This window comes from Streptomyces capitiformicae (assembly GCF_002214185.1).
GTDB lineage: Bacteria > Actinomycetota > Actinomycetes > Streptomycetales > Streptomycetaceae > Streptomyces > Streptomyces capitiformicae.
In genome coordinates this window covers 990,872-1,015,725 of the sequence record NZ_CP022161.1, presented here as the reverse complement: position 1 = coordinate 1,015,725, position 24,854 = coordinate 990,872, and the positions used below count along the sequence as shown (strand labels likewise).

Here is a 24,854-nt window from a genome sequence, read left to right as displayed (position 1 = left end):
TGGGATGGGACGGGTGGTGCGGCGGGGGCGAGAAACAATGGAACCCGTGGGGCACTCGCGGTGTATGAACGGTAGAAGCCCCGCGTCGAAGGGATCGTGATGGTGCAACGTCGAGTGGTGACGGCCGCGTTGGCCGCAGCCGTGCTCCTGATGACGGCCGGCTGTTCCTCCGACGACGGAGAGCAACCGGACACACCCGGAAGCTCACCGCCGAGCAGCAGCGCGCCCGCGTCCCCCTCGGAGCAGGCCGCGGCCGAGGTACCCCCCGCCAAGGGCTCGGTGAAAGTGATCCGCACCGTCACCGAGGACCTGAACACCCCCTGGGGCCTCGCCCCCCTCCCCGAGGGCGGCCTCCTCGTGTCCTCCCGCGACGAGGCCACGATCAGCAGAATCGACACGGAGACCGGCGAGAAGACAGAGCTCGGCGAGGTCCCCGGCGTCGCCCCAGCCGGCGAGGGCGGCCTCATGGGCCTCGCCGTCTCCCCGGACTACGCCTCCGACCACATGATCTACGCGTACTTCACCTCGGAGTCCGACAACCGCATCGTGCGGATGCTCTACGACCCCGAGAAGCCCGAGGGCGAGCAACTGGGCGCCCCGGACACGATCCTCCGCTCCATCCCCAAGGGCACGAATCACAACGGCGGCCGGATCGCGTTCGGCCCCGACCAGATGCTGTACGCCAGCACCGGCGAGCGGTACGAGGGCCCGCTGGCCCAGGACAAGAAGTCCCTCGGCGGCAAGATCCTTCGCATAACGCCGAACGGCGAGCCCGCCCCGGGCAACCCCTTCGGCAACTCTCCCGTGTACTCCTACGGCCACCGCAACGTCCAGGGCCTGGCCTGGGACGGCAAGCAGCGCCTGTGGGCCTCGGAGTTCGGCCAGAACACCTGGGACGAGCTGAACCAGATCCAGCCCGGCGGCAACTACGGCTGGCCGGAGGTGGAGGGCAAGGGCGGCAAGTCCGGCTACATCGACCCCGTGGCCGTATGGGGGACGGACGAGGCCTCCCCCAGCGGCATCGCCATGGCGGAGGGTTCCGTCTGGATGGCGGGCCTCAGGGGCGAACGCCTCTGGCGCATCCCCCTCGACGGCACCAAGACCTCCGCCGACCCCCAGGCCTTCCTCGAAGGCGACTACGGCCGCCTCCGCACGGTTGTCTCCGCCGGCGGCAACAAGCTCTGGCTGGTGACGAGCGAAACGGACGGCCGGGGCTCCCCCGAGAACGGCGACGACAAGATCCTGGAGCTGGAGGTGAGGTAGCCGACCCGGCGCCTCACTCCTCGGTGCCCTCGGGCTCGGCTCCCTCCCCCGCTTTGGGCGGCCGCACGACGACCTTCCCGGACGCGAGATCTATCGGTCCACGCCCGGGATCGTTGTCCCCCACGTCCTCCCTGGTCAGCTCCAGCCGATTCTGCTCATCACGGGTGTGCTTACGGCCCGGCGCGAACAGTTCCTCGAAGGCGTTGAACACGGTGCTCCCTCCCCCTGGGCCCGCGTCTCGGCGGGCGGCTACTCGTCGTCGATCAGCGACTGGTCGAGAATCGCCACGGATACCAGGATCAGGAATGCCCGGTGGATCATGTAGTCGACGATCAGCCCCTGAGCTACGGACACCACACGGATGTCCTCACCACTCACAGCCTGGGACACCGGTGTGAAGGGATCCTCGGCCAGCTTGTGGAGCCCCTGCTCCAAGAGCTTGCGACGGTCCTCGGGGAGCGCATCACGCTGGGCTGCAGCGCGCTCGGTGAACTCAATCTGGTACAGCACGGCTCCTCGGCGGTTCGTGGCCTGCTTGCATTATCCCGCGACAAGCGGCTCCCCCGCCCCCGTAGGGAACAACCCCAGCCGATGCGCCACCGCCGCCGCCTCGCCACGCCCCGAGACTCCGAGCTTGGCCAGGATGTTGGAGACGTGGACGCTGGCCGTCTTCGGGGAGATGAAGAGTTCCTCGGCTATCTGGCGGTTGGTGCGGCCGGCGGCGACCAGGCGCAGGACGTCGTGTTCGCGTCCGGTGAGGCCGAGCGCCGCGACGGGGTCGGCGGGGGTGAGGGCGGCCTCGGGAGCACGCCCGAGGGTGAGGCGGGCGCGGCGGGCGAGGAGGGCGACGTCGTCGGCGAGCGGGCGGGCGCCGAGGTGGTCGGCGACAGCGGCGGACAGCCGTAGCAGCTCCGTCGCGCGGTCGCGGGCCCCGTCGTCGCTGCCGTCGGCCAGCAGCGCCTCGGCGAGACGGTGCCGGACGCGGGCGAGATCGTACGGCCGTTCCAAGGGCTCGAAGGCGGTGACGACCTCGGACCAGGTGTCGGGGGCCACCGTGCCCTCGGCGCGCCGGAGTTCGGCGCGTACCCAGCGTTCGTGGGCCAGCCAGATCGGGGCGCCGGTGGTGAGCTTCTTGACCATGGCGAAGATCCGGTCGAGGACCTCGGCGCGGCCGGGATCGGCGGTCGGGAGGCCTCGGGTATCGGCTTCCGCGGTGGCGGCGGTGAGCAGCAGCGGCCAGGCGTAGCGCTGGGTGCCGACGGGGAAGCCGGTGTCGAGGACGCGGGCCAGTTCGGCGCGGGCGTCGGGGAGGCGTCGCTCGGCGGCGGCGATGCCGATGGTGAGGGTGGACAGCGGCAGGTTGCTCTGCGGCATGGGGTTGTGGGTGCCGTAGTAGCTGTGCGCGGCGGCGAGTCGGTGGCCGGCCTCGGCGAGGTCGCCTCGGGCCAGCGCGATGGCGGCGAGGCACATGGCGCCGAGGCCGCCTGGCTTGGGGTTGCCGCCGCCGACCCTGGCCTGCTCGGCGGCTTCCAGGGCCTCGTCCCAACGGCCGAGGGAGATGAGCGACTCGGAGAGATTGCCCCGGATCCAGGCCTCGGAGACCAACAGGCCCATGCGCTGGGTGGCTTCGAGGCCTTCGTGCATGAGATGGACCGCCTCCTGCGAGCGGCCGACGGCCTCCAGGCAGGACGGAAGGTTGACATAGGCGCGGCCCACGACGGCTGCGGGCCCGCGTTCGAGGGCCCGGCGGCGGACCGCCTCCATCTCCGCGACACCGGCCTCGACGTCGCCGGCGTCGACCATCAAACCGCCAACGGTGAGGCGGGCGTTCAGTTCGATGTCCTCGGCGTCCACCATGCGCGCGTACTCGACGGCACGCTGAGCGTCGGTGAGCGCGCCGGGGCCGGGAGCGTGCAGCATGGACCAGTTCGCGACCCGGGAGAGCACCTCGGCGTGTACCTCGGACGGGGGCAGACCACGGACCAGTTCCTGAGCGGTGGCGATCTCCTTCCAGCCGTCGCCCCGGCCGAGGTTCTCGATCAGCAGGGAGCGCTGGATCCAGAACCAGGCCGCACGCAGCGGATCGTCGCCGCCCGCGAGCAGGTCGAGGGCGCGTCGGGTGATCCGCATGGCCCGCTCCCGCTCCCCGCACAGCCGTCCGGCGACGACGGCCTCCGCCATCAGGTCGAGATAGCGCAGCGGCGTGGTGGCCGGGTCGCAGCCGCAGGGAGGGTAGACCTCGGTGTAGTCGATGGGGCGCAGGGCGGCGCGTACGGCGTCGGGGGCGGCCTCCCACAGCTCCATCGCCCGTTCCAGGAGCCGTAGTTGCTCGGCGTGGGCGTGCCGGGAGCGGGCCTCCACGGAGGCGTCGAGCACGGCGGGCAGGGCCTTGGCGGCGTCGTGGGCGTGGTACCAGTAGCTGGCCAGGCGAGTGGCGCGACCGTCGGCGGGGAGGAGCGCCGGGTCGGCCTCCAGGGCTTCGGCGTAGCGGCGGTTGAGGCGCGAGCGTTCGCCGGGGAGCAGGTCGTCGCTGACGGCCTCGCGGACCAGGGAGTGCCGGAAGCGGTAGCCGTCGCCGCCGGGTGCGGCGAGGAGGATGTTGGCGCCTACGGCGGCCCTCAGCGCCTCGATGAGGTCGTCCTCGGGGAGCTGGGCCACGGCCGCGAGCAGGGCGTACTCCACGGTGGAGCCGCCCTCGGCGACGATGCGGGCGACCCGCTGGGCGTCCTCGGGGAGCCGTTCGACGCGGACGAGGAGGAGATCCCGCAGGGAGTCGGTGAGGGCGGCACAGCCGCCGTCGTGGGCGGCGACGGCGAGTTCCTCGACGAAGAAGGCATTGCCGTCGGAGCGTTCGAAGATGTCGTCGGCCTGTTTCGGGTCGGGTTCGGCGGCGAGGATGCCGGCCAGCTGGTGGCCGACCTCGGCGCGGTTGAAGCGGCGCAGCTCGATACGGCGGACCGTGCGGAGGCGGTCGAGCTCGGCGAGGAGCGGGCGCAGCGGGTGGCGGCGGTGGATGTCGTCGGAGCGGTAGGTGGCGAGGACGACGAGGCGGCCGGTGCGCAGGGTGCGCAGCAGATAGGAGAGGAGATGGCGGGTGGAGGCGTCGGCCCAGTGCAGGTCCTCCAGGACGAGGACGATCGTGCGCTCAGCGGCGAGGCGCTCCAGGAGGCGGGCGGTGAGCTCGAACAGGCGGGCCGTGCCCTCCTCGTCGTGCCGGGCCCGTGGGGTCTCGCCCAACTCGGGCAGCAGCCGGGCCAGTTCCTCCTCCTGGCCGGCGGCCGCGGCGATCAGCTCGGTGGGGAGCCCGCGGTACAGAGCGCGCAGGGCGGTGGAGAAGGGCGCGAACGGCAGCCCGTCGGCGCCGATCTCGACGCAGCCGCCGAGCGCGACGACCGCGCCCGCACGCACGGCCGCGTCGCCGAACTCCTCGACGAGGCGCGTCTTCCCGACCCCGGCCTCACCACCGAGGAGCAACGCCTGGGGCTCCCCCGAGGTTCCGCCGGCGGCGCGGGCGAGCGCGTCGTGCAACACCTCCAGTTCGTCGACGCGGCCGACGAACACCGGACTGACGGACATGGTCTCCACACCGCCGAGCATCGCACGCGGGTCCGACAGTCCGGCACCGATTATCCGCGAACCGGCCGCCGCCGGGCGCACGCGATGCGTTGCCGCGTTCACGCGGCGCGCGGGAACCGGAAGCGACGGACGCGTCGGCGACGCACCTGCACCCCCTCCTCGTCGTTCTCCTTTCGGTGGGCGCGGCGCGCCTCCCGTGCCTGACGGTAGTGCTCCGCCTTGCGGATCAGCTCTGCGGAACGGATCTGCTGGAGTTCGTACTCGAACATCTCGTACCCCCCGTGAAGGATCGGCTTCGGCTCGCTTCCTGCGATGCCGATGCCTCAACCTTCGTCTCCAAGGTAGGTCCGCCGCATCGGGAGAGTTCCGCATCTTGAACGGCTGAGGGGCCTTAGATCGACCGCGACATACCTACGGTCGACCTAAGGCCCCTCAGGACCCTCGGTGTTCAGGGGTGATTCAGCCGACGGACGGCAGTCCGAGCCAGACGTCCGTGTACTTGAGGACCGCGAGGATCAGGCCGATGACGCCGAGCGAAACACCCGCCCAGGAGACCGACTTGATCCAGACCGGCTGCGGCTTGCCCGGGACGCCGAACGCCGGCCGGACCAGGACCGCGACACCGACGATCAGCGCGATCAGCGCGAAGACGCCGCCCCACATCGCGGTGGCCTGCCAGGCGTCGCCGTAGACCGCCTCGAGCTGGGTGGCGACGGTCGCGTTCGTCGCGGCCTGCATCTCCAGGTTGCCGGTGATCTGCTCGCGCTCGGCGGCCACCGTGCCGACCCAGCTGCCGCTCAGTGAGATGACCGCGAGCGCGGCGGACACGATGGCGCCGGCGCCCTGGCCCACGCCCGAGGGCTCCTTCGCCTGGGCCTCAAGCAGTTCGTGGCCGTCCTCGGCATCGACCTCGGCCTGCTCGGCATCGGTCTGCTCCGCATCGGCCACGTCGGCCGCGGCAGCCTCGGGCGACTCCGCGTCGGCCTTGGTCACATCCACCTCGTCCTTGTCGTTCTTCGCCTCGGTGCCCGTACCGGCCCCTGTCTCGTCCACTGTCTTGGTTCCCATACCTCGCACCGTACAAATGTTGTCTGAGAGGTCTCTTAATGATCGCAGTGCGCGCCACGCGCGCGTGCCGCACGCCATTCCGGCGCCAGGACGGACCATATCTCCAGATCGTGCCGGACCCCTCGGTGGGGATACCTCTCCCGCTGCACACCGTCCCGGTGCATCCCCAGCCGCCGGGCCACGTTCAGGCTCGGTTGGTTCCCGGATGCCGCGATCCACTCGACCCGGTGGATGCCGCGGACGTCGACCGCCCAGTCGATGAGGATCCGCATCGCGCGGGTGACCAACCCCCGGCCCGTACCGGCGGGTTCCAGCCAGCAGCCAACCTCGCAGTTGGCGTTCTCCGCGTCGAAGTTGAGGAAGAGGACGCCGCCGACGAGCGTCCCGTCGAGCCACAAGCCGTGCAGGGAGGCGGTGTCGGCGGCGCGCATGTCGGCGTACCGCTGGAGGACTTCCCGGGCGGACGCGACGTCCGTGGCCGTCGAGCCGAAGGGGACGTACTGGTTGATGAACTCCCGCCCCCGTTCCAGGTGGGCGAGGAATTCCTCGGCGTGCCACGGCTCCAGGGGCCGGAGTTGGGCTCCGTCGTCACCCAGGGATATCGCGTACATCCTGCGGCCGCTCCTTGTCCAGATCGTCGACTGCGACGTCTGTGAGCCTCTCATGGGCGGCACGGGACTCGGGCGGTTCGATGCTGATGCGGGGCATGCGCTTGTCGAGCCAGCGGGGCAGCCACCAGTTGGCGCCGCCGAGCATGTGCATGAGAGCGGGGACGAGAAGCGTACGCAGGACGAAGGCGTCGAGGGCGACGGCGGCGGCGAGCGCGATGCCGAACATGGCGATCACACGGTCGCCGCTGAGCACGAAGGCGAGGAAGACGGAGATCATGATGACCGCCGCGGAGTTGATCACCCGGCTGGTCTCGGCGAGGCCGACCCGGACCGCGCGCCGGTTGTCGCCGGTCTCCAGCCACTCCTCGTACATCCGGCTGACCAGGAAGACCTGGTAGTCCATGGAGAGTCCGAAGAGGACCGACACCATGATCACGGGCAGGAAGGGCTCGATCGGCCCGGCGCTGCCGAGGCCCAGCAGCTCGCTCCCCCAGCCCCATTGGAAGATCGCGACGACCACGCCGAACGCGGCGGCGACGGCGGCCACGTTCATCGCGGCGGCCTTGAGCGGTATCCCGATCGACCGGAAGGCGAGCAGGAGCAGCAGACAGCCGAGCCCGATCACGACGCCGACGAACAGCGGCAGCTTGCCGACGATCACGTCCGCGAAGTCGTCGTAACCGGCGGTCATCCCGCCGACGTGCAGATCGAGCGAGGTGTCGGTCTCGGCGCGCGGCAGCACCTCGTCGCGCAGCCGTTCGACCAGATCGCTGGTCTTCTCGGACTGCGGGGAGGAGTCCGGTACGACGGTGAGGTACGCGGTGTCACCGCCGCTGCCGTACGTCACCGGGGTCACCGCCGAGACGCCCTCGGTGGCCCTGAGCGTGGTGTCCAGGTTGTCGAGGGCGAGCTTGTCGGCGGCGCCGTGCACCTCGGTGACGAGGGTGAGCGGGCCGTTCACGCCGGGGCCGAAGCCGTCGGCGAGGAGGTCGTAGGCCTGGCGGGTGGTCGTCGTCTTCGGGTCGTTGCCCTGGTCGGAGGTGCCGAGGCGGAGTCCGAGCGTGGGCAGGGCGAGCAGGGTCATGACGACGAGGGCGATCGCGCCGAGCTTCTTGGGGTGCCGTTCGACGAAGGCGGACCAGCGGGCGGCGAAGCCTGTGGGCAGCTCCGGTTGGGGGCCGTGCTCGGTGAGCCGGCGGCGCTCGCGGCGGCTCAGCGCCCGCATGCCGATGAACGACAGCAGCGCGGGCAGCAGCGTGACGGAGGCGGCGACGGTGAGGACCACGGTGAGCGAGGCGGCGATCGCGACGCCGTTGAGGAAGCCGAGCCGCAGGATCAGCATGCCGAGCAGGGCTATGCAGACGGTGGCGCCCGCGAAGACGACGGCCCTCCCGGTGGTGGCGACCGCGCTCCGCGCGGCCTCCTCGACCGGCAGGCCCCGCTTCAGCCCGCGCCGGTGCCGGGTGACGATGAACAACGCGTAGTCGATGCCGACACCGAGGCCGATCAGCGTGCCCAGCATGGGCGCGAAGTCGGCCACCGTCATGGCGTGTCCGAGCAGGGTGATCCCCGCGTAGGCGGTGCCCACACTGACCAGGGCGGTCGCGATCGGCAGCAGCGAGGCCGCGAGCGAGCCGAAGGCGAGGAAGAGCACCACGGCGGCGACGAGCACGCCCACGACCTCGGCGAGGTGTCCACCGGAGGTCTCGGTGAGCCCGATGGCACCGCCGCCCAGCTCCACCTGGAGCCCGTCGCCCTCAGCGGCCTTCGCCGTGTCGACGACGGCCTCGGCCTGCGCCTTGTCGACGTCCTCGGCCGGCTTGTCGAAGGTGAGGGTGGCGTACGCCGTACGGCCGTCCCCGCTGATCCGGCCGCCGTCGGCGCCGTCGTACGGGTCGGTCACGTCGGCCACGCCCGGCAGCTCGGCGATCTCGTCCAGGGCCCGGGTCATCGTCTGCTCGACGGCGGCGGCCCGTACGGTCCCGTCGTCCGTGTGCCAGACGACGGTGGCGCTGTCACCGCTGATCCGGGGGAACCCCTCGCTCAGGAGTTCCGTGGCGCGGCTGGACTCGGTGCCGGGGGTCTTGTAGTCGTTCGAGTACGCGGCTCCCGCGGCGGCGGCGCCGGCGACCGTGCCGGCGAACGCGACCAGCCACAGAATTACGGTGACGAGACGGTGCCGGACGCACCAGCGCGCAAGGGCTGCCACAGATCGTGCTCCTGGGGGGTTCGTTGATCTTTGACCGTGTACAGCCACAATTGGAACTGAACAGCACGCAAAGAACACATGAGCAATGCCTAGTCACTGTTGCATCCATATGTGATCGTTAGGCGGGTTTGAGGGCCTCGTCACAGGAGATGGGAGCCAGCTCACAGGACAGATGACGGCACTCTGTCGCCCTGTGTCACAACCGTGGACGCACCCGGGGGCGGTACATCGCAGTGATGTACCGCCCCCAGATGTACGGCGTGGAACTCCGGTTCGTTCAGCCCTCGCTGACGCCCAGCTTCTCCAGGATCAGCTCCTTGACGCGGGCCGCGTCCGCCTGACCCCGCGTGGCCTTCATGACCGCGCCGACCAGGGCGCCGGCCGCGGCCACCTTGCCGCCGCGGATCTTGTCCGCGATGGCCGGGTTGCCGGCGATGGCCTCCTCGACGGCCGTCGTCAGGGCGCCCTCGTCGGAGACGACCTTCAGACCGCGCTTCTCGACGACCTCGTCCGGGGTGCCTTCGCCCGCGAGGACGCCTTCGATGACCTGGCGGGCCAGCTTGTCGTTCAGGTCGCCCTTCGAGACCAGCTCGGTGACCCGGGCGACCTGCGCCGGCGTGATGGCCAGCTCGTCCAGTGCCTTGCCCGACTCGTTGGCGCTGCGGGCCAGCTCACCCATCCACCACTTGCGGGCGGAGGCGGCGTCGGCCCCGGCCTCGATGGTGGCGACGATCGGCTCCAGCGCACCGGCGTTGAGGAGCGCCTGCATGTCGGTGCCGCTGATGCCCCACTCCTCGCGGAGCCGGTTGCGGCGGACCAGCGGCAGCTCGGGCAGCGCGGACCGGATCTCCTCGACCCACTCACGCGAGGGGGCCACCGGCACCAGGTCCGGCTCGGGGAAGTACCGGTAGTCCTCGGCCTCCTCCTTCACCCGGCCCGAGGTCGTCGACCCCGTGTCCTCGTGGAAGTGCCGGGTCTCCTGGATGATCGTCCCGCCGCCGCTGAGCACGGCCGCGTGCCGCTGGATCTCGAAGCGAGCGGCACGCTCCACGGAGCGCAGCGAGTTCACGTTCTTCGTCTCGGAACGCGTACCGAACTTCTCGGTGCCGTTCGGGCGCAGCGACAGGTTCACGTCGCAGCGCATCTGGCCCATCTCCATACGGGCTTCCGAGACGCCGAGCGCCTTGATGACCTCGCGCAGCTCACGGACGTACGCCTTGGCGACCTCCGGCGCGCGCTCCCCGGCCCCGACGATCGGCTTGGTGACGATCTCGATGAGCGGGATGCCCGCGCGGTTGTAGTCGAGCAGCGAGTGGGACGCGCCGTGGATGCGGCCCGTGGCACCGCCCACGTGGGTGGACTTGCCGGTGTCCTCCTCCATGTGGGCGCGCTCGATCTCCACGCGGAAGACCTCGCCGTCCTCCAACTGCACGTCGAGGTAGCCGTTGAAGGCGATGGGCTCGTCGTACTGGGAGGTCTGGAAGTTCTTCGGCATGTCCGGATAGAAGTAGTTCTTCCGGGCGAAGCGGCACCACTCGGCGATCTCGCAGTTCAGCGCGAGACCGATCTTGATCGCCGACTCGACGCCGGTCGCGTTGACGACCGGGAGCGCGCCGGGCAGGCCGAGGCAGACGGGGCAGGTCTGCGTGTTGGCGTCCTGACCGAGCTCGGTCGAACAGCCGCAGAACATCTTGGTCTTGGTGCCGAGTTCGACATGGACCTCAAGGCCCATGACGGGGTCGTACGACGCCAGCGCGTCCTCGTACGACACCAGGTCGGTCATGGTGGTCACGGTGAAACTTCCCTCTCAGCCCAGCAGGACGTCGTCGTCGCCCAGCCGCTTCAGCTCGCGGTAGAGGATGGCGAGGCCGGTGACGATGGCGGCGGCGGACACAGCGGCGTCGATCAGACGGAGCGTGTCGTTCTCGAGGCGGGCCTTCTTGGCCTGCTTGGCGACACTGATCGCACCGAACGCGGTCGTGGCGATGGACAGATACGTGCCGGACTTGGACTTCTTGAAGCCCTTGGCCTTCGACAGTGCGTTACTCACAGCGACGGAGCCTCCTCGAGAAGCGGGTGGCCCCACTTTTCCACGAAGGCGGCCTCCACAGCAGCGCCCACCTTGTAAAGGCGGTCGTCCTGCATCGCCGGGGCGATGATCTGCAGGCCGACCGGCAGTCCGTCCTCCGGCGCGAGACCGCAGGGCAGGGACATCGCGGCGTTGCCCGCGAGGTTGGTCGGGATGGTGCACAGGTCGGCGAGGTACATCGCCATCGGGTCGTCGGCACGCTCACCGATGGGGAAGGCGGTGGTCGGCGTCGTCGGGGAGACGATCACATCCACCTTCTCGAACGACTTCTCGAAGTCGCGGGTGATGAGCGTACGGACCTTCTGGGCGGAGCCGTAGTACGCGTCGTAGTAGCCGGAGCTGAGCGCGTACGTGCCGAGCATGATGCGGCGCTTGACCTCCGGGCCGAAGCCCGCCTCACGGGTGAGGGAGGTGACCGCCTCGGCGGAGTTCGTGCCGTCGTCGCCGGTACGCAGGCCGTAGCGCAGACCGTCGAAGCGGGCAAGGTTGCTCGAACACTCGCTCGGTGCGATGAGGTAGTACGCGGCCAGCGCCAGGTCGAAGGACGGGCAGTCCAGCTCGACGATCTCGGCACCCAGCCCCTTGAGGAGCTCGACGGCCTCGTCGAACCGCTGTACGACACCGGCCTGGTAGCCCTCGCCGCGGAACTGCTTGACGACGCCGACGCGCATACCCGCGACCGAGCCGTTGCGGGCGGCCTCGACGACCGGCGGGACCGGGGCGTCGATGGAGGTGGAGTCGAGCGGGTCGTGTCCGGCGATGACCTCGTGGAGGAGGGCCGCGTCCAGGACCGTACGGGCGCAGGGCCCGCCCTGGTCGAGGGAGGACGAGAACGCCACCATGCCGTAGCGGGACACGGCCCCGTACGTCGGCTTGACGCCCACCGTGCCGGTGACGGCGGCGGGCTGGCGGATCGATCCGCCGGTGTCGGTACCGATGGCGAGGGGCGCCTGGAAGGAGGCGAGGGAGGCGGAGGAACCGCCGCCGGAGCCGCCGGGGATACGGGTGAGGTCCCACGGGTTGCCGGTGGGCCCGTACGCGCTGTTCTCGGTGCTGGACCCCATGGCGAACTCGTCCATGTTGGTCTTGCCGAGGATGACGACGTCCGCGTCCTTCAGCCTCTTGGTGAGGGTGGCGTCATAGGGCGGAATCCACCCTTCGAGGATCTTCGACCCGACGGTGGTGGGAATCCCGACGGTGGTGAAGATGTCCTTCAGCGCCAGCGGAACACCGGCGAGGGGGCCGAGCTTCTCACCCCTGGCCTTCTTCTCGTCGACGGCGCGGGCCTGGGCGAGGGCGCTCTCGCTGTCGACGTGCAGGAAGGCGTGCACCTTCTCGTCGACGGCCTCGATGCGGGCCAGGTGGGCCTCGGTGACCTGTACGGCCGTGAGCTCGCCGGAAGCGATCTTCTCGGCGATCTCGGCCGCGGTGAGCTTGATGATGCTGTCGGTCATGACGTGATCAGTCCTCCCCCAGGATCTGCGGCACCTTGAAACGCTGCTGCTCCTGGGCCGGGGCGCCGGACAGCGCCTGCTCGGGGGTGAGCGACGGACGGACCTCGTCCGCGCGCATGACGTTCGTCAGCGGCAGCGGGTGCGAGGTCGGCGGGACGTCTTGGTCGGCGACCTCGCTGACGCGGGCGACCGCGCCGATGATGTCGTCCAGCTGGCCCGCGAAGTGTTCGAGCTCTTCGGGCTTCAGCTCCAGACGCGCCAGCCGGGCGAGGTGGGCGACCTCCTCGCGCGTGATGCCAGGCATGCAGCGATCCTCTGGGGTGAGTGTGTGTGGTTTGGCGCCAATCCTATGGGGCGCGCGCCGTTGCCCGCGCCAGGGTTGTTCGCCCCCGCGCTGGGGCTGCGCCGCCGAGCCGGGCGCCATAGAGCTCGGGAGGTGAGGGTTGTCGGGCGGCTGCGGGTGGTTCGTGGTTGCTCGCGCGGTTCCCCGCGCCCCTGAAAAGCAGGGGCTGCGCCCCGTGCTTTTCGCTTTTAGGGGCGCGGGGAACCGCGCGACAAGCCCCACCGGACCCTCACCCGAAACGCCCCCTCGGGGGTCGAAGGGGCGCAGCCCTGGATGGGGGTCCCCCGCTCGAGCGGAGCCGAGAGTGGGGGAGGGACGGGTAGGGGCGGCGGGGCGAGGAAACTACTCGTCCGCCGTCGCCGCGGGCAGCGCCGCCGCCGGCCGCTGCCAACCCCGTGACCCCCGCGCCCGCAGCCACGCCGTCGTCTCGTCCGGCGGCATGGCCGCGGCGACCAGCCACCCCTGAACCGCATCGCACCCAAGGTCCCGCAACCGCTCCCACGTCTCGTCGTCCTCGACGCCCTCGGCGACGACGAGCAGCCCCAGGGAATGCGCGAGATCCACCGTGCAGCGCACGATCTCCGCGTCCTCGTTGTCGACGGCCAGCCGCGCCACGAACGACCGGTCGATCTTCAGCTCGCTCACGGGCAGCCGCCGCAGATGGACCAGCGACGAGTACCCGGTCCCGAAGTCGTCGAGCGACATCTTCACCCCGTGCCCGGTCAGCCCGGCCAGGGTGTCCGCGGCCCGCTGCGGATCCTCCAGGAGCACGTGTTCCGTTATCTCGAGCTGCAACGCCCCGGCGGGAACCCCGTGCCGGGCGAGCCGCGCGGCCACGGCCCCGGCGAAACCGGGGGTGTGGACATCACGCGGCGACACGTTCACGGCGACCGGCACATGCAGACCCTGCGCCCGCCACCGTGCCACCTGCCCGAGGGCCGTCTCCAGGACGTACTCGGTGAGGTGCGGCATCAGCCCGGACGACTCGGCGATCGCTATGAACTCGTCCGGCGGTACCTTCCCGCGCTCGGGATGCACCCACCGCACGAGCGCCTCCAGGCCGGCGACCTGCCCGTCGAAGCGGACCTTCGGCTGGTAGTGCAGCTCGACCTCCTGCGCGTCCAGCGCGCGCCGGAGGTCACCGAGGAGTCCGAGCCGGTCGGGGGTGTTGGAGTCCCGTTTGGACTCGTAGACCTCGACGCCGGTACGGTCCCGCTTCGCCTGGTACATCGCCACGTCCGCCCGCCGCAGCAGCCCCTCCGCGTCGAGCGCGTGGTCGGGGAAGACGGCGAGCCCGGCGCTGGCCTCCAGGACGAGGGTGAGCCCGTCGAGGTCGAGCGGTGAGCCGAGCGCGGCGACGAGGTTGCGGGCGACACGCGACGCGGACGTCGTGGAGTCGGCGATGGGCAGCAGTACGGCGAACTCGTCGCCGCCGAGCCGCGCGGCCTCCGCTCCGCGCGGCAGCGCCACTCGCAGCCGATCAGCTATCTGCAGCAGCAGCCGGTCGCCCGCGAGATGCCCGAGCGTGTCATTGACGGACCTGAAACGATCAAGGTCGATCAGCATCAGTGCCGCTCTCGCCCCGATGCGTTCGGCGTCGTCCAGGGCGGTCCAGGTCCGTTCGAGCAGCCATTGACGGTTCGGCAGTCCGGTGAGCGGGTCGCGCAGTTGTTCCTCCGCCCGGGCACGCGCGATCCACAGGGTGGAGTCGAGCGCGATGAGCGGGATGGCGAACAGGGGCAGCAGGAGGGGCTGGGCGGTGGCGACGACGCAGACCAGCGGCGCGATGCCGAGCAGCGCGACGGCGACGAGCCCCTGTCTCACCAGGGCCGTACGGGCGACGGTGGGTACACCGCCGCGCGGCGCGGCCAGGTACCAGAGCAGGGCGCGGGTGACCACGAGATAGGCGACGGCGACGAGCGCCACCTGGGGCGCCGAGTAGATGGTCCAGCTCTCGGGGTCCCAGGGCCGCTCCACGGAGGGAATGCGGCCGAAGGCGCGGAGGACGAGCGCGCCGACTCCGATGCCGAGGATGTCGACCGCGCCGTGCAGCACGCCCTGCCGCCAGCGGCCCCGGCGGGCGACGCCGACGAGGACCACGACGGTGAGGCTGACCATCCCTGCCGGCACCCAGCCGTACAGCAGCAGTACGGAGAGGGTCAGGGCGGCTCCGGAGCCGGTGCCGCCCCACCAGCGGGCGCGGCCCATGGCGACGAGGTGGCCGACGATGATGCCGGTGAGCAGGGCGAGGGACCAGCCGACCGCGCCGGACGGGAAGAGCGCGTGCTGCCCGGCGAAGGCCCGGTAGAAGCCGGCGCCCAGGATGGCGCCGGCGAGGCCGACGATCGCGGCGGGCAGTGCGGGCCAGGCCATGTGCCGCTCGGTGTCGTGGCCGGGCAGCCCGTGCCCTCGGCCGTCACCGAGCGCGGCCGTGACGGGTGCGGCCCCGCCGGTGCCGGCTCCGGGGCCGGCGGTGAGCTGTACCGTCGCCGGCAGGAGGGCGCCGGGTGCGCTCGCGCCCGCACGGCCCGGTGGCCACCCGGCGCCGACCCGAGGGTCCGCGCCGGTCTCCTGTCCGCCGCTCCGTTCTCGAGTTCCCTCGAACGGGCGTCCCCCCATGAGCAGGGAACGCCCCCATCGCCAGGCCCCGGACACCCGGCGCAGGCGCAGCCGCGAGTCCGGGGCGACGCTCTCGGTCGGTTCCATTCCCGTCCCTCTCACAGCCGGCGGTGCCCACGCCACGCGGCCCGTTGCTCCCGACAACCCTCAACGGCACCGCGTCCGAAAACCCACCACGCGTCCGGGCACGGCAGGCGCACATCTCAACAGTAGGCCGCACAAGGCTTTCTCGGGCAGCGGTCGACGACGGTTGCCCGAATGCGACCGGCCACCCATATGCATCTGGTATGCGCCGAACGGGTGGCGTTCAACCCCTACTCCTCGGTCGGAAGCGCGACTTCTCCTGCTGCTTCCGGTCCCTGTTCGAGCAGAACCGTGAAGCCGTCCTCGTTCAGAACCGGCACCTTGAGCTGCATCGCCTTGTCGAACTTCGAGCCGGGATTCTCACCGACCACCACAAACGAGGTCTTCTTCGAAACCGACCCGGTCACCTTCGCACCCCGGCTCTGCAGCGCCTCCTTGGCTCCGTCGCGTGTGTGGTGTTCGAGCGTGCCGGTCACCACGACGGTGAGTCCTTCGAGCGGCCGGGGACCCTGGTCCTCGCCGGAGCCCTCTTCCTCCATCCGGACCCCGGCGGCCCGCCACTTGCGGAGGATCTCCTGATGCCAGTCCACCGCGAACCACTCCTTGAGCGAGGCCGCGATGATCGGCCCGACACCGTCGGTGGTCGCCAACTCCTCCTGGGTCGCCTGCTCGATACGCTCGATCGAACGGAACTCGCGCGCGAGCGCCTCGGCGGCCACCGGTCCGACGTGCCGGATCGACAGGCCGGTCAGAATGCGCGCGAGCGGCCGCTCCTTGGCCGCCTGGATGTTCTCCAGCATCGCGACCGCGTTCTTCCTCGGCGCGCCCTCCTGGTTGGCGAAGACGGTGGCGATCTTCTCCTCGCCGGTCTTCGGATCGCGCTTGGGCAGTCCGCTGTCCTGGTCGAGGACGTACGCCTTGATGGGCAGCAACTGCTCGATGGTGAGGTCGAACAGGTCTCCCTCGTCGAGGAGCGGCGGGTCGGACGGCTCCAGCGGCTTGGTGAGCGCGGCGGCGGCGACGTAGCCGAAGTGCTCGATGTCCAGGCACTTGCGGCCGGCGAGGTAGAAGAGCCGTTCGCGCAACTGGGCCGGACAACTGCGGGAGTTGGGGCAGCGCAGGTCGATGTCGCCCTCTTTGGCGGGCGCCAGCGGCTCACCGCACTCCGGGCAGGTGGCCGGCATCACGAACTCGCGCTCGCTGCCGTCGCGCAGGTCGACCACGGGTCCGAGGATCTCCGGGATGACGTCACCGGCCTTGCGCAGCACCACCGTGTCGCCGATGAGGACGCCCTTGGCCTTGACCACGTCCTGGTTGTGCAGGGTGGCGAACTCGACCTCCGAGCCCGCGACCGTCACCGGCTCGACCTGGGCGTACGGCGTCACCCGGCCCGTACGTCCCACACCTACACGGATGTTGACGAGCTTGGTGTTGACCTCCTCGGGCGCGTACTTGTAGGCGATGGCCCAGCGCGGGGCGCGGGAGGTGGAGCCGAGGCGGCCCTGGAGGGGGATCTCGTCGAGCTTGACGACCGCGCCGTCGATCTCGTGCTCCACGGAGTGGCGGTTCTCTCCGTAGTGGGTGATGAACTCCCGCACCCCGTCGAGGTCGTCGACCACCCTGTTGTGCCGGGCTGTGGGCAGGCCCCAGGTCTTGAGCAGGTCGTAGGCCTGGGAAAGGCGGGTGAGGCCGTCCTTGAAGCCCTCCAGGGCGCCGATGCCGTGCACCACCATGTGGAGCGGGCGGGTGGCGGTGACGCGCGGGTCCTTCTGGCGCAGTGAACCGGCCGCCGCGTTGCGCGGGTTGGCGAAGGGCTTGTCGCCGGCCGCGACCAGTCGCTCGTTGAGCTCGGCGAACTTTTCCATCGGGAAGTAGACCTCGCCGCGGATCTCCACGAGGTCAGGGACCTTGTCGCCCTTGAGACGGTCCGGGATCTCGGCGATCGTGCGGACGTTCGGCGTGATGTCCTCGCCGGTGCGGCCGTCGCCACGGGTCGCGGCGCGGGTGAGGCGGCCGTGCTCGTAGGTGAGGTTGACGGCGAGGCCGTCGACCTTGAGCTCGCACAGCAGGTGGTAGTCGGGCGTGCCGACGTCCTTGGCGACGCGGTCGGCCCAGGCCGCCAACTCCTCGTCCGTGAAGGCGTTGTCGAGGGAGAGCATGCGCTGGCGGTGCTGGACGGCGGTGAACTCCGTCTCGTACGCCCCCGCGACCTTCTGGGTCGGCGAGTCGGGCGTGCGCAGCTCCGGGTACTCCTCCTCCAGCGCTTCGAGCGTCCGCAGGAGGCTGTCGAACTCCGCGTCGTCGATGACGGGGGCGTCCTTCACGTAGTACCGGAAGCGGTGCTCCTCGATCTGCTCAGCGAGACGCGCGTGCTTCTCCCGGGCCTCGGCGGGTGCCGACGCCTCGGTGGGTACGGATGCTGCGGTCGGGGCAGTCTGTGCGTCCTTGTCGCCGGCCACCGTGTTGTCCTCCCGTTACTCTGGGTTGTCCGCGAGAGATCTCGCCGCCTTGACGCAGTGGGCGAGCGCCTGCCGCGCGTACGCCGGGGAGACCCCCGCGAGCCCGCACGACGGAGTGACCGTCACCGCGTCCGCGAGAAGCCCCGGATGCAGCCCCAGCCTGCGCCACAGCGTCCTGACACCCATGACGCTACCGGCAGGGTCTGACAGTGGGCCCTCCGCGGTCGGCACAACACCGGCGAACAGCTTCGTGCCTCCCTCCACGGCTTCCCCGATCGCGTCGTCGTCACGCTCGGTGAGCAGCGAGAAGTCGAAGGAGATCGCGGCGGCGCCGGCTCGGCGGAGCAGCGCGAAGGGTACGTCAGGGGCGCAGGAGTGGACGACGACCGCCCCTTCCGTGGTGTGGACGCCGATGATGTCCCGGAGCGTGGCCTCGACGCGTTGACGGTCCACGCCGCGGTGTGTGCGGTAGCCGCTGGCGGTCTTGACCTGCCCGCGCAGTACGGCGATGAGGGACGGCTCGTCGAGCTGAAGCACGATGGTGGCGCCGGGCACGCGCCGCCGTACCTCGGCGAGGTGCAGCCGCAACCCTTCCGCCAGTGAGCCGGCGAGGTCCCGGCAGGCGCCGGGGTCGGAGAGGGCCACCTCGCCGTTCTTCAGCTCCAGCGCGGCGGCGAGCGTCCACGGTCCGACGGCCTGCACCTTGAGCGGGCCCTCGTACCCCTGCGTGAACTCCTCCAGCGCGTCCAGGTCCTCGCCCAGCCACGACCTCGCCCGCTTGGTGTCCCGGCCCGGCCGGTCCCCGATCCGCCAGCCACTGGGCTCCACGCGCGCGTACAACTCGACCAGCAGGCCGGCTGTTCTGCCGATCATGTCGGCGCCGGGGCCGCGGGCGGGCAGCTCGGGCAGATACGGCATCCCGCCGTCCGGCCACTCGAACGTCCCCGTGATGGTCTTGGCGGCCTCCCTGGCGTCGCCGCCGGGCATGGAGCCGATACCGGTGGCTGCGCCGAAGCTGAAGTTCTCGTTCACGTGCCGAAGCCTACGTAGGTCTTTGGGGGCCTGGGCGCTTCAGAGCTCGGGAAGCGCGGTTTGTGGGGCGGGTGCGGGCGGGTTGTGGCTTGTCGCGCAGTTCCCCGCGCCCCTGAAAGACACGGCCCTGCGGGCCGAAAGGCATGGGGCGCAGCCCCTGCTTTTCAGGGGCGCGGGGCTGTGTCGATTTGCGGCTCCGCCGCGTGGGCGCGACAAGCCCCCACTCACCAGCAGACGAAAGAAAGTTACCGACCCGGGCGGACCGTCAGGTCGTTGACCTCCGCGTCCCTCGGCAGATCCAGCGCCATCAGGATCGTGGTGGCGACCGACTCCGGGCTGATCCACCTCGACGGGTCGTACTCCTTGCCCTCCTGCTGGTGGACCTTGGCCTGCATGGGGCTGGCGGTGCGGCCGGGGTACACGGTCGTGACGCGGACGCCGTTGCCGTGCTCCTCGTGGCGGAGGGAGTCCGCGAGGGCCTTCAGACCGTGCTTGGAGGCGGCATAGGCGGCCCAGTCGGCGTGGGCGTTGAGACCGGCGCCGGAGTTGACGAAGACCACGTGCCCACGGGCAGCCCGGAGTTGGGGCAGGAAGTGCCGAGTCAGCTCGGCGGGGGCGATGAGGTTGACGTTGAGCTGGTGGCGCCAGGACTTGGGCGTCAGCTCACCGACCGGCCCGAGGTCGACCACGCCCGCGATGTGCAGCAACGAGTCCACCCGGTCGGGCAGGGTCTGGTGGGAGAAGGCCCAGGACAGCTTGTCGGGGTCGGCGAGGTCGCCGACCAGGGTCTTCGCGCCGGGGAACTCGGCCGCCAGCTCCTTCGCCCGGCCCGCGTCGCGCACGTGCAGGACGAGTTCGTCCCCACGCTCGTACAGACGGCGGGCCACGGCCGCGCCGATGCCGGACCCGGCCCCGGTGATCACATGAGTAGCCATGCCCGCCATGCTCGCATCAGTGGTGACCGCGTCACGCCACTCCCCGGCTCTCCTCCAGATACGCCATCGCGCCCACCGGCTCCTCCGCGAAGAACACCAGGTCGGAGAGTGGGCGCGGCAGGAACCCCTCGTCCTCCATACGCCGGAACTGCTCCTTCAGGCCGTCGTAGAAGCCCGCCGTGTTGAGGAGCACCACCGGCTTGTCGGTGTGGCCGTGCTTCTTCTGCTCCAGGATCTCGGTCGCCTCGTCGAGCGTGCCGGTCCCGCCGACCATGATCACGACGGCGTCGGCCTTCTCCAGGAGCAGCTTCTTACGCTCGGCGAGGTCCCGCGCGATCACCATCTCGTCGGTGCCGGGCCGCGCCTTGGCCGCGAGGAACTCGACCGACACGCCCAGCAGTCTGCCGCCCGCCTCCTGCACGCCGTCGGCGACCACCTTCATCAGCCCTACGTCCGAGCCGCCCCACACAAGGGTGTGGCCGCCCTTGCCGATCAGCTTGGCGAACTCCCGCGCGGGGCGCGTGTAACGGTCGTCGAGGTCGGCGGCGGAGAGGAAGACGCAGATGTTCATGCGTCCACGTTAGGGGGCGGCACTGACATCGGAGCCCGGTTGCCCGTCCTTCCCCTTCACCGCACTCACCCGGATCTTCGACTGCCGGTGCGGCAACTCCTCCCAGTCGTCCATGAAGCGCGCCGACAGGCCGTACTTCCGGGCGAGTTCGACCAGGGTGTCGGTCCGGTAGTAGAAGTCCTCGTGCAGCACCTGGTGTTCCTTGCCCTCGGTGCGGCCGAACGTGAAGTCGAAGAAGCCACCGGGGGCGAGGACGCGGCCGACATGGGCGAAACACTGCTCTATGACGTGCACCGGTGAGTGCGAGAAGACGCTGTGCGCGTGGACGACGTCGAAATACCCCTCGGGCAGGAACTCGAAGGTGAGGTCGGCGACGAGCGCCAGATGCGGCAGTTTGGATTGCAGACCCTCTCGCACGAGGGTGCGCTGGGCTTCCAGGAGGATCGCCGGCGAGATGTCGATCCCGTAGTAGTGCCCGGCGTCCAGATGGTCGATGAACAGCCGCCCGGCCCGCAGGTTCCCGCAGCCGATCTCCAGCATCCGGTGCCGGGGCTCCAGACCGTGCCGTACGAGGTAGTCGAACTGCATCCGGCCGATGCGCTCCCACTTCTCGACGGAGGGGTTGTGCCCGACGGCGGCTTCGGGGCTGCGCGCCGTGTCCGCCGCCATGACGGCCCGGTAGTACGCGATGTGGTCGCGGTGCTTGAGCCGCAGCCACGCATCCCGCGCCACCCGGTGGGCGTGCGCCGGGACACGCTCCGGGTAGCGCACGGCGTAACGGACCCGGTGGGCGATACTCCGACGGTTCTTGGACGAGCCCCTGGATGGGTTTCCGGCCGGGCTCCCGGCCGGATCTGCGGCTGGCATGCGACCTCCTGCGACCTGCGCGACCTCGAGGGAAGAACTCACCAGCAGCCTGCGCTGTACTCGGCGAGACGGCTACCCGAGGAGGGGCGATCGTGACCGATGGACATCGCATCACCATCGAACAGAGCACCGAACACGTCCGAGTGGTCCACGAGGGCGAGGTGCTCGCGGAGAGCAGCCGTCCCCTGGTCCTCCGCGAGACGGGCTGTCCCGTGCGGTACTACATCCCCGAAGGGGATGTCCGTATGGAACTGCTGACGGCCTCCGAGAACCACACCTACTGCCCGTTCAAGGGCACCGCGTCCTACTGGTCGCTGCCGGACGCCCCCGACCTCGTCTGGGCGTACCAGGACCCGAAGGCCGAGGTCGCCGAGATCAAGGGGCACCTGTGCTTCTACGACACCGAGGTCGTCGGCGACTGACACTCACCCGACCCGCCCCCGACAGGAGGCGTACAGGCGGCAGTCAGGCGATCGGAACCGCTGCCCGCCGCGTCGACGCGATCGTCGCCGAGCCCACCACGCGGGTGTCGTCGTAGAGGACGATCGCCTGGCCGGGGGCGACGCCGCGTACCGGTTCGGTGAAGTGGACCTGGAGGGTGCCGTCGATCAGTTCCGCGGTGACCTCGGTCTCGCCGCCGTGGGCGCGGAGCTGGGCGGTGTAGGTGCCGGGGCCGGTGGGGGCCGCGCCGCACCAGCGGGGCTTGATCGCCGTCAGGGCGTCGACGTCGAGGGCGGCGGCCGGGCCGACGGTGACCGTGTTGTTCACCGGGGAGATGTCGAGGACGTAGCGCGGCTTGCCGTCGGGGGCGGGGGTGCCGATGCGGAGGCCCTTGCGCTGGCCGATGGTGTAGCCGTACGCGCCCTCGTGGGTGCCCAGGACGTTGCCGGCCTCGTCGACGATGTCGCCCTCCGCCTTGCCCAGCCGGTCGGCCAGGAAGCCCTGGGTGTTGCCGTCGGCGATGAAGCAGATGTCGTGCGAGTCGGGCTTCTTCGCGACCGCCAGCCCCCTGCGCTCGGCCTCCGCGCGGATCTCGTCCTTCGTCGTCACCGTGTCGCCGAGCGGGAACATGGCATGGGCCAGCTGCTTCTCGTCGAGCACGCCGAGGACGTACGACTGGTCCTTGGCCATGTCGGAGGCACGGTGCAGCTCACGCGTGCCGTCCGGGTTCACGATCACCTGGGCGTAGTGGCCCGTGCAGACGGCGTCGAAGCCCAGGGCGAGGGCCTTGTCGAGCAGGGCCGCGAACTTGATCTTCTCGTTGCAGCGCAGGCACGGGTTGGGGGTGCGCCCGGCCTCGTACTCGGCGATGAAGTCCTCGACGACGTCCTCGCGGAAGCGGTCGGCGAGGTCCCACACGTAGAAGGGGATGCCGATGACGTCCGCGGCGCGGCGGGCGTCGCGGGAGTCCTCGATGGTGCAGCAGCCACGCGCACCCGTACGGAACGACTGCGGGTTCGCGGACAGCGCCAGATGGACGCCTGTCACGTCGTGCCCGGCTTCCGCCGCGCGGGCGGCGGCCACGGCGGAGTCGACCCCGCCGGACATGGCGGCGAGGACACGGAGGGGGCGGGGGCGCTGCGGGATCTCAGTCATAACCCTTCCAGGGTACGGGGCGCCGGGAACCGGAACCCGCGCATATCCGTTGACGATCTCGTGGGCAGCAGAAGGGCATCCGAGGACAGCGCTTCCCAGGGCAGGGGCAAGGACGGGGACCGACGCGTCGGGCGGCGGGCCCTGCTGATCGGTACGGCCGTGGCCGCCGTCGGCACGGCCGTCGTGGCCCGGGACGAACTGCAGCGCGCGTGGTGGCGGGTTCCCGGCATCGAGAAGCCGCGCAAGGACGGCGAGGTCGACTACACCGGGGCTCGGTGGGTGGCGGCGTCGGACGCGAACTGGCGGATGGCGGACCGGCCGGACGACTACGGCGTGGACATGGTGATCATCCATGTCACCCAGGGCAGCTTCGACAGCGCCGTGCAGGTCTTCCAGGACCCCGAGCACGGGGCGGCCGCGCACTACATCGTCCGCAAGGACGGGCACGTCACCCAGATGATCCGGGAGCTGGACGTGGCGTACCACGCGGGCAACCGCGACTACAACGAGCGGAGCGTGGGCATCGAGCACGAGGGCTTCGTCGACCGTCCGGAGGACTTCACCGACGAGATGTACGAGGCCTCGGCCCGCCTCACGGCCCGGATATGCGCGCGGTACGAGATACCCCTCGACCGGGAGCACATCATCGGCCACGTCGAAGTGCCGGGCACGGACCACACCGACCCCGGTGAGGGCTGGGACTGGGACCGGTACATGAAGCTGGTGCGCGCGGCGGCCCAGGCCTCGCCCGGGAGCTCGACGAGCGCCTGATCCGGTCTCCGGACATTTGGCTCCCGGTCCTGATACGCCGTCTCAGTCAGGCCGTCTCAGGTCAGGCCGGCGCTGCGGGCCCGTTCCACCACCGGGCCGATCGCCTTCGCGACCGCCTCGACGTCGGCTTCCGTGGAGGTGTGGCCGAGGGAGAAGCGGAGAGTGCCGCGGGCCAGGTCCGGGTCGGTGCCGGTGGCCAGGAGGACATGGCTGGGCTGGGCGACGCCGGCGGTGCAGGCGGAACCCGTGGAGCACTCGATGCCCTGGGCATCGAGGAGGAGGAGCAGGGAGTCGCCCTCGCAGCCGGGGAAGGTGAAGTGCGCATTGGCCGGGAGGCGGCCCTCCAGGGACGGGTCCCCGCCCAGGATCGCGTCCGGTACGGCCGTACGGATCGCGGTGATCAGGTCGTCGCGCAGGGCGCCGATCTCCCGTGCGAACCACTCGCGCTGCTCGGCGGCGAGCCTGCCCGCGACCGCGAAGGAGGCGACGGCCGGGACGTCGAGGGTCCCGGAGCGGACATGACGCTCCTGGCCACCGCCGTGCAGTACGGGTACGGGGCTGTACTCGCGGCCCAGCAGCAACGCGCCGATGCCGTACGGGCCGCCGATCTTGTGGCCGGAGACGGTCATGGCGGCGAGGCCGGAGGCGTCGAAGTCGACCGGAACCTGACCGAAGGCCTGGACCGCGTCGGCGTGCAGCGGGACGCCGAACTCCTTTGCCGTGTCGGCGAGTTCGCGGACCGGCATGATCGTGCCGATCTCGTTGTTGGCCCACATCACGGTGGCCAGGGCGACGTCGTCGGGGTTGCGAGCGATGGCCTCGCGCAGGGCGTCCGGGTGGACGCGGCCGTACGCGTCGACCGGGAGGTACTCGATCGTGGCGCCCTCGTGTTCGCCGAGCCAGTGGACGGCGTCCAGGACCGCGTGGTGTTCGACGGGGCTCGCGAGGACCCGGGTGCGGGCCGGGTCGGCGGCGCGGCGGGACCAGTACAGGCCCTTCACGGCGAGGTTGTCGGCCTCGGTGCCGCCGGAGGTGAAGACGACCTCGCTGGGGCGGGCGCCGAGCGCTTCCGCGAGGGTTTCGCGGGCCTCCTCGACGGTTCGCCTCGCGCGGCGGCCGGAGGCGTGGAGGGAGGAGGCGTTGCCGGTGACGCTCAGATGGGCGGTCAGGGCCTCTGCCGCCTCGGGGAGCATCGGGGTGGTCGCCGCGTGGTCGAGGTAAGCCATGGTGATCCCGATTCTACGGGGGCGCCGGCGCCGGCCTCGGCCGACGGGGGTGGGCGTCTCGTGGGCTCGGCACCCGGCGGT

Annotated in this window: 22 protein-coding genes; 3 read left to right on the top strand and 19 right to left on the bottom strand. The window is 70.7% G+C overall.

Annotated elements, in window-relative coordinates; all coding sequences use genetic code 11:
* The first annotated feature begins 99 nt into the window (after positions 1-99).
* On the top strand, positions 100-1,263 hold the full coding sequence (locus CES90_RS04635; RefSeq protein WP_189782483.1) for a PQQ-dependent sugar dehydrogenase: 1,164 nt from the start codon (positions 100-102) through the stop codon (positions 1,261-1,263).
* Between the two features lie 13 nt (positions 1,264-1,276).
* On the opposite strand, the gene CES90_RS04630 is transcribed toward CES90_RS04635, so the two are convergent.
* The 17 genes from CES90_RS04630 to CES90_RS04550 all read right to left on the bottom strand — a co-directional run bounded on the left by CES90_RS04630 (position 1,277) and on the right by CES90_RS04550 (position 21,180).
* Positions 1,277-1,474, bottom strand: a complete 198-nt coding sequence (locus CES90_RS04630; protein ID WP_189782482.1) for a DUF6191 domain-containing protein — start codon at positions 1,472-1,474, stop codon at positions 1,277-1,279.
* Positions 1,475-1,512: 38 nt separating this feature from the next.
* Positions 1,513-1,773, bottom strand: a complete 261-nt coding sequence (locus CES90_RS04625) for a type II toxin-antitoxin system RelE family toxin (protein WP_229913757.1) — start codon at positions 1,771-1,773, stop codon at positions 1,513-1,515.
* Positions 1,774-1,803: 30 nt separating this feature from the next.
* Positions 1,804-4,860 carry a helix-turn-helix transcriptional regulator gene (locus tag CES90_RS04620; RefSeq protein WP_189782657.1) on the bottom strand — a complete coding sequence of 1,019 codons (3,057 nt, stop codon included), beginning with the start codon at positions 4,858-4,860 and terminating at the stop codon, positions 1,804-1,806.
* A gap of 77 nt (positions 4,861-4,937) precedes the next feature.
* On the bottom strand, positions 4,938-5,108 hold the full coding sequence (locus CES90_RS04615; protein WP_189782481.1) for a hypothetical protein: 171 nt from the start codon (positions 5,106-5,108) through the stop codon (positions 4,938-4,940).
* 190 nt (positions 5,109-5,298) lie between these two features.
* Complete coding sequence (locus CES90_RS04610) at positions 5,299-5,907, bottom strand: hypothetical protein (protein WP_189782480.1); 609 nt, start codon at positions 5,905-5,907, stop codon at positions 5,299-5,301.
* Positions 5,908-5,942: 35 nt separating this feature from the next.
* Positions 5,943-6,518, bottom strand: a complete 576-nt coding sequence (locus CES90_RS04605; RefSeq protein ID WP_189782479.1) for a GNAT family N-acetyltransferase — start codon at positions 6,516-6,518, stop codon at positions 5,943-5,945.
* Positions 6,496-8,727: an MMPL family transporter gene (locus tag CES90_RS04600; RefSeq protein WP_189782478.1), complete on the bottom strand. Its 2,232-nt coding sequence runs from the start codon at positions 8,725-8,727 to the stop codon at positions 6,496-6,498. The genes CES90_RS04605 and CES90_RS04600 overlap by 23 nt, the downstream gene beginning before the upstream one ends.
* 277 nt (positions 8,728-9,004) lie before the next feature.
* Positions 9,005-10,519 carry an Asp-tRNA(Asn)/Glu-tRNA(Gln) amidotransferase subunit GatB gene (gene gatB, locus CES90_RS04595; protein WP_189782477.1) on the bottom strand — a complete coding sequence of 505 codons (1,515 nt, stop codon included), beginning with the start codon at positions 10,517-10,519 and terminating at the stop codon, positions 9,005-9,007.
* A 15-nt stretch (positions 10,520-10,534) separates the two neighbouring features.
* Complete coding sequence (locus CES90_RS04590; RefSeq protein ID WP_189782476.1) at positions 10,535-10,777, bottom strand: hypothetical protein; 243 nt, start codon at positions 10,775-10,777, stop codon at positions 10,535-10,537.
* Entirely contained in the window at positions 10,774-12,270 is a 1,497-nt protein-coding gene (gene gatA / locus CES90_RS04585) for an Asp-tRNA(Asn)/Glu-tRNA(Gln) amidotransferase subunit GatA (protein ID WP_189782475.1), read from the bottom strand. Before gatA ends, CES90_RS04590 begins: the two co-directional genes overlap by 4 nt.
* Before the next feature lie 7 nt (positions 12,271-12,277).
* Complete coding sequence (gatC, locus tag CES90_RS04580) at positions 12,278-12,574, bottom strand: Asp-tRNA(Asn)/Glu-tRNA(Gln) amidotransferase subunit GatC (protein ID WP_007384860.1); 297 nt, start codon at positions 12,572-12,574, stop codon at positions 12,278-12,280.
* A 381-nt stretch (positions 12,575-12,955) separates the two neighbouring features.
* A complete protein-coding gene (locus tag CES90_RS04575) occupies positions 12,956-15,319 on the bottom strand; it encodes a putative bifunctional diguanylate cyclase/phosphodiesterase (RefSeq protein WP_189782474.1) in 2,364 nt (787 codons plus the stop codon).
* 227 nt (positions 15,320-15,546) lie between these two features.
* Positions 15,547-17,775: an NAD-dependent DNA ligase LigA gene (gene ligA / locus CES90_RS04570; protein WP_189782473.1), complete on the bottom strand. Its 2,229-nt coding sequence runs from the start codon at positions 17,773-17,775 to the stop codon at positions 15,547-15,549.
* Between the two features lie 15 nt (positions 17,776-17,790).
* Entirely contained in the window at positions 17,791-18,807 is a 1,017-nt protein-coding gene (locus CES90_RS04565) for a methionine synthase (protein ID WP_189782472.1), read from the bottom strand.
* A gap of 245 nt (positions 18,808-19,052) precedes the next feature.
* The gene (locus tag CES90_RS04560; protein ID WP_189782471.1) at positions 19,053-19,751 is read right to left on the bottom strand and encodes an SDR family oxidoreductase; all 699 of its coding nucleotides are present in this window, start codon (positions 19,749-19,751) and stop codon (positions 19,053-19,055) included.
* A 22-nt stretch (positions 19,752-19,773) separates the two neighbouring features.
* Entirely contained in the window at positions 19,774-20,313 is a 540-nt protein-coding gene (locus CES90_RS04555; protein ID WP_189782470.1) for an LOG family protein, read from the bottom strand.
* A 9-nt stretch (positions 20,314-20,322) separates the two neighbouring features.
* Complete coding sequence (locus CES90_RS04550) at positions 20,323-21,180, bottom strand: class I SAM-dependent methyltransferase (RefSeq protein ID WP_189782469.1); 858 nt, start codon at positions 21,178-21,180, stop codon at positions 20,323-20,325.
* Between the two features lie 92 nt (positions 21,181-21,272).
* On the opposite strand from CES90_RS04550, the gene CES90_RS04545 reads away from it, so the two are divergent.
* On the top strand, positions 21,273-21,602 hold the full coding sequence (locus tag CES90_RS04545; protein WP_229913756.1) for a DUF427 domain-containing protein: 330 nt from the start codon (positions 21,273-21,275) through the stop codon (positions 21,600-21,602).
* A gap of 43 nt (positions 21,603-21,645) precedes the next feature.
* Here the strand turns inward: CES90_RS04545 and mnmA are convergent, their stop codons facing one another.
* Positions 21,646-22,776, bottom strand: a complete 1,131-nt coding sequence (gene mnmA / locus CES90_RS04540) for a tRNA 2-thiouridine(34) synthase MnmA (RefSeq protein WP_189782467.1) — start codon at positions 22,774-22,776, stop codon at positions 21,646-21,648.
* A 60-nt stretch (positions 22,777-22,836) separates the two neighbouring features.
* Between mnmA and CES90_RS04535 the strand changes: the two genes are divergently transcribed.
* Positions 22,837-23,547, top strand: coding sequence for an N-acetylmuramoyl-L-alanine amidase (locus CES90_RS04535; protein WP_189782466.1), 711 nt, complete (start codon positions 22,837-22,839; stop codon positions 23,545-23,547).
* A gap of 56 nt (positions 23,548-23,603) precedes the next feature.
* Here the strand turns inward: CES90_RS04535 and CES90_RS04530 are convergent, their stop codons facing one another.
* A complete protein-coding gene (locus CES90_RS04530) occupies positions 23,604-24,773 on the bottom strand; it encodes a cysteine desulfurase family protein (RefSeq protein WP_189782465.1) in 1,170 nt (389 codons plus the stop codon).
* Between the last annotated feature and the right edge of the window lie 81 nt (positions 24,774-24,854).

Coding starts and splice junctions, on each gene's coding strand:
- CES90_RS04635 (WP_189782483.1), top strand. CDS start 100: ATGGTGCAACGTCGAGTGGTGACGGCCGCGTTGGCCGCAGCCGTGCTC.
- CES90_RS04620 (WP_189782657.1), bottom strand. CDS start 4,860: ATGCTCGGCGGTGTGGAGACCATGTCCGTCAGTCCGGTGTTCGTCGGC.
- CES90_RS04615 (WP_189782481.1), bottom strand. CDS start 5,108: ATGTTCGAGTACGAACTCCAGCAGATCCGTTCCGCAGAGCTGATCCGC.
- CES90_RS04610 (WP_189782480.1), bottom strand. CDS start 5,907: ATGGGAACCAAGACAGTGGACGAGACAGGGGCCGGTACGGGCACCGAG.
- CES90_RS04605 (WP_189782479.1), bottom strand. CDS start 6,518: ATGTACGCGATATCCCTGGGTGACGACGGAGCCCAACTCCGGCCCCTG.
- gatA (WP_189782475.1), bottom strand. CDS start 12,270: ATGACCGACAGCATCATCAAGCTCACCGCGGCCGAGATCGCCGAGAAG.
- gatC (WP_007384860.1), bottom strand. CDS start 12,574: ATGCCTGGCATCACGCGCGAGGAGGTCGCCCACCTCGCCCGGCTGGCG.
- CES90_RS04575 (WP_189782474.1), bottom strand. CDS start 15,319: ATGGAACCGACCGAGAGCGTCGCCCCGGACTCGCGGCTGCGCCTGCGC.
- CES90_RS04560 (WP_189782471.1), bottom strand. CDS start 19,751: ATGGCGGGCATGGCTACTCATGTGATCACCGGGGCCGGGTCCGGCATC.
- CES90_RS04555 (WP_189782470.1), bottom strand. CDS start 20,313: ATGAACATCTGCGTCTTCCTCTCCGCCGCCGACCTCGACGACCGTTAC.
- CES90_RS04550 (WP_189782469.1), bottom strand. CDS start 21,180: ATGCCAGCCGCAGATCCGGCCGGGAGCCCGGCCGGAAACCCATCCAGG.
- mnmA (WP_189782467.1), bottom strand. CDS start 22,776: ATGACTGAGATCCCGCAGCGCCCCCGCCCCCTCCGTGTCCTCGCCGCC.
- CES90_RS04530 (WP_189782465.1), bottom strand. CDS start 24,773: ATGGCTTACCTCGACCACGCGGCGACCACCCCGATGCTCCCCGAGGCG.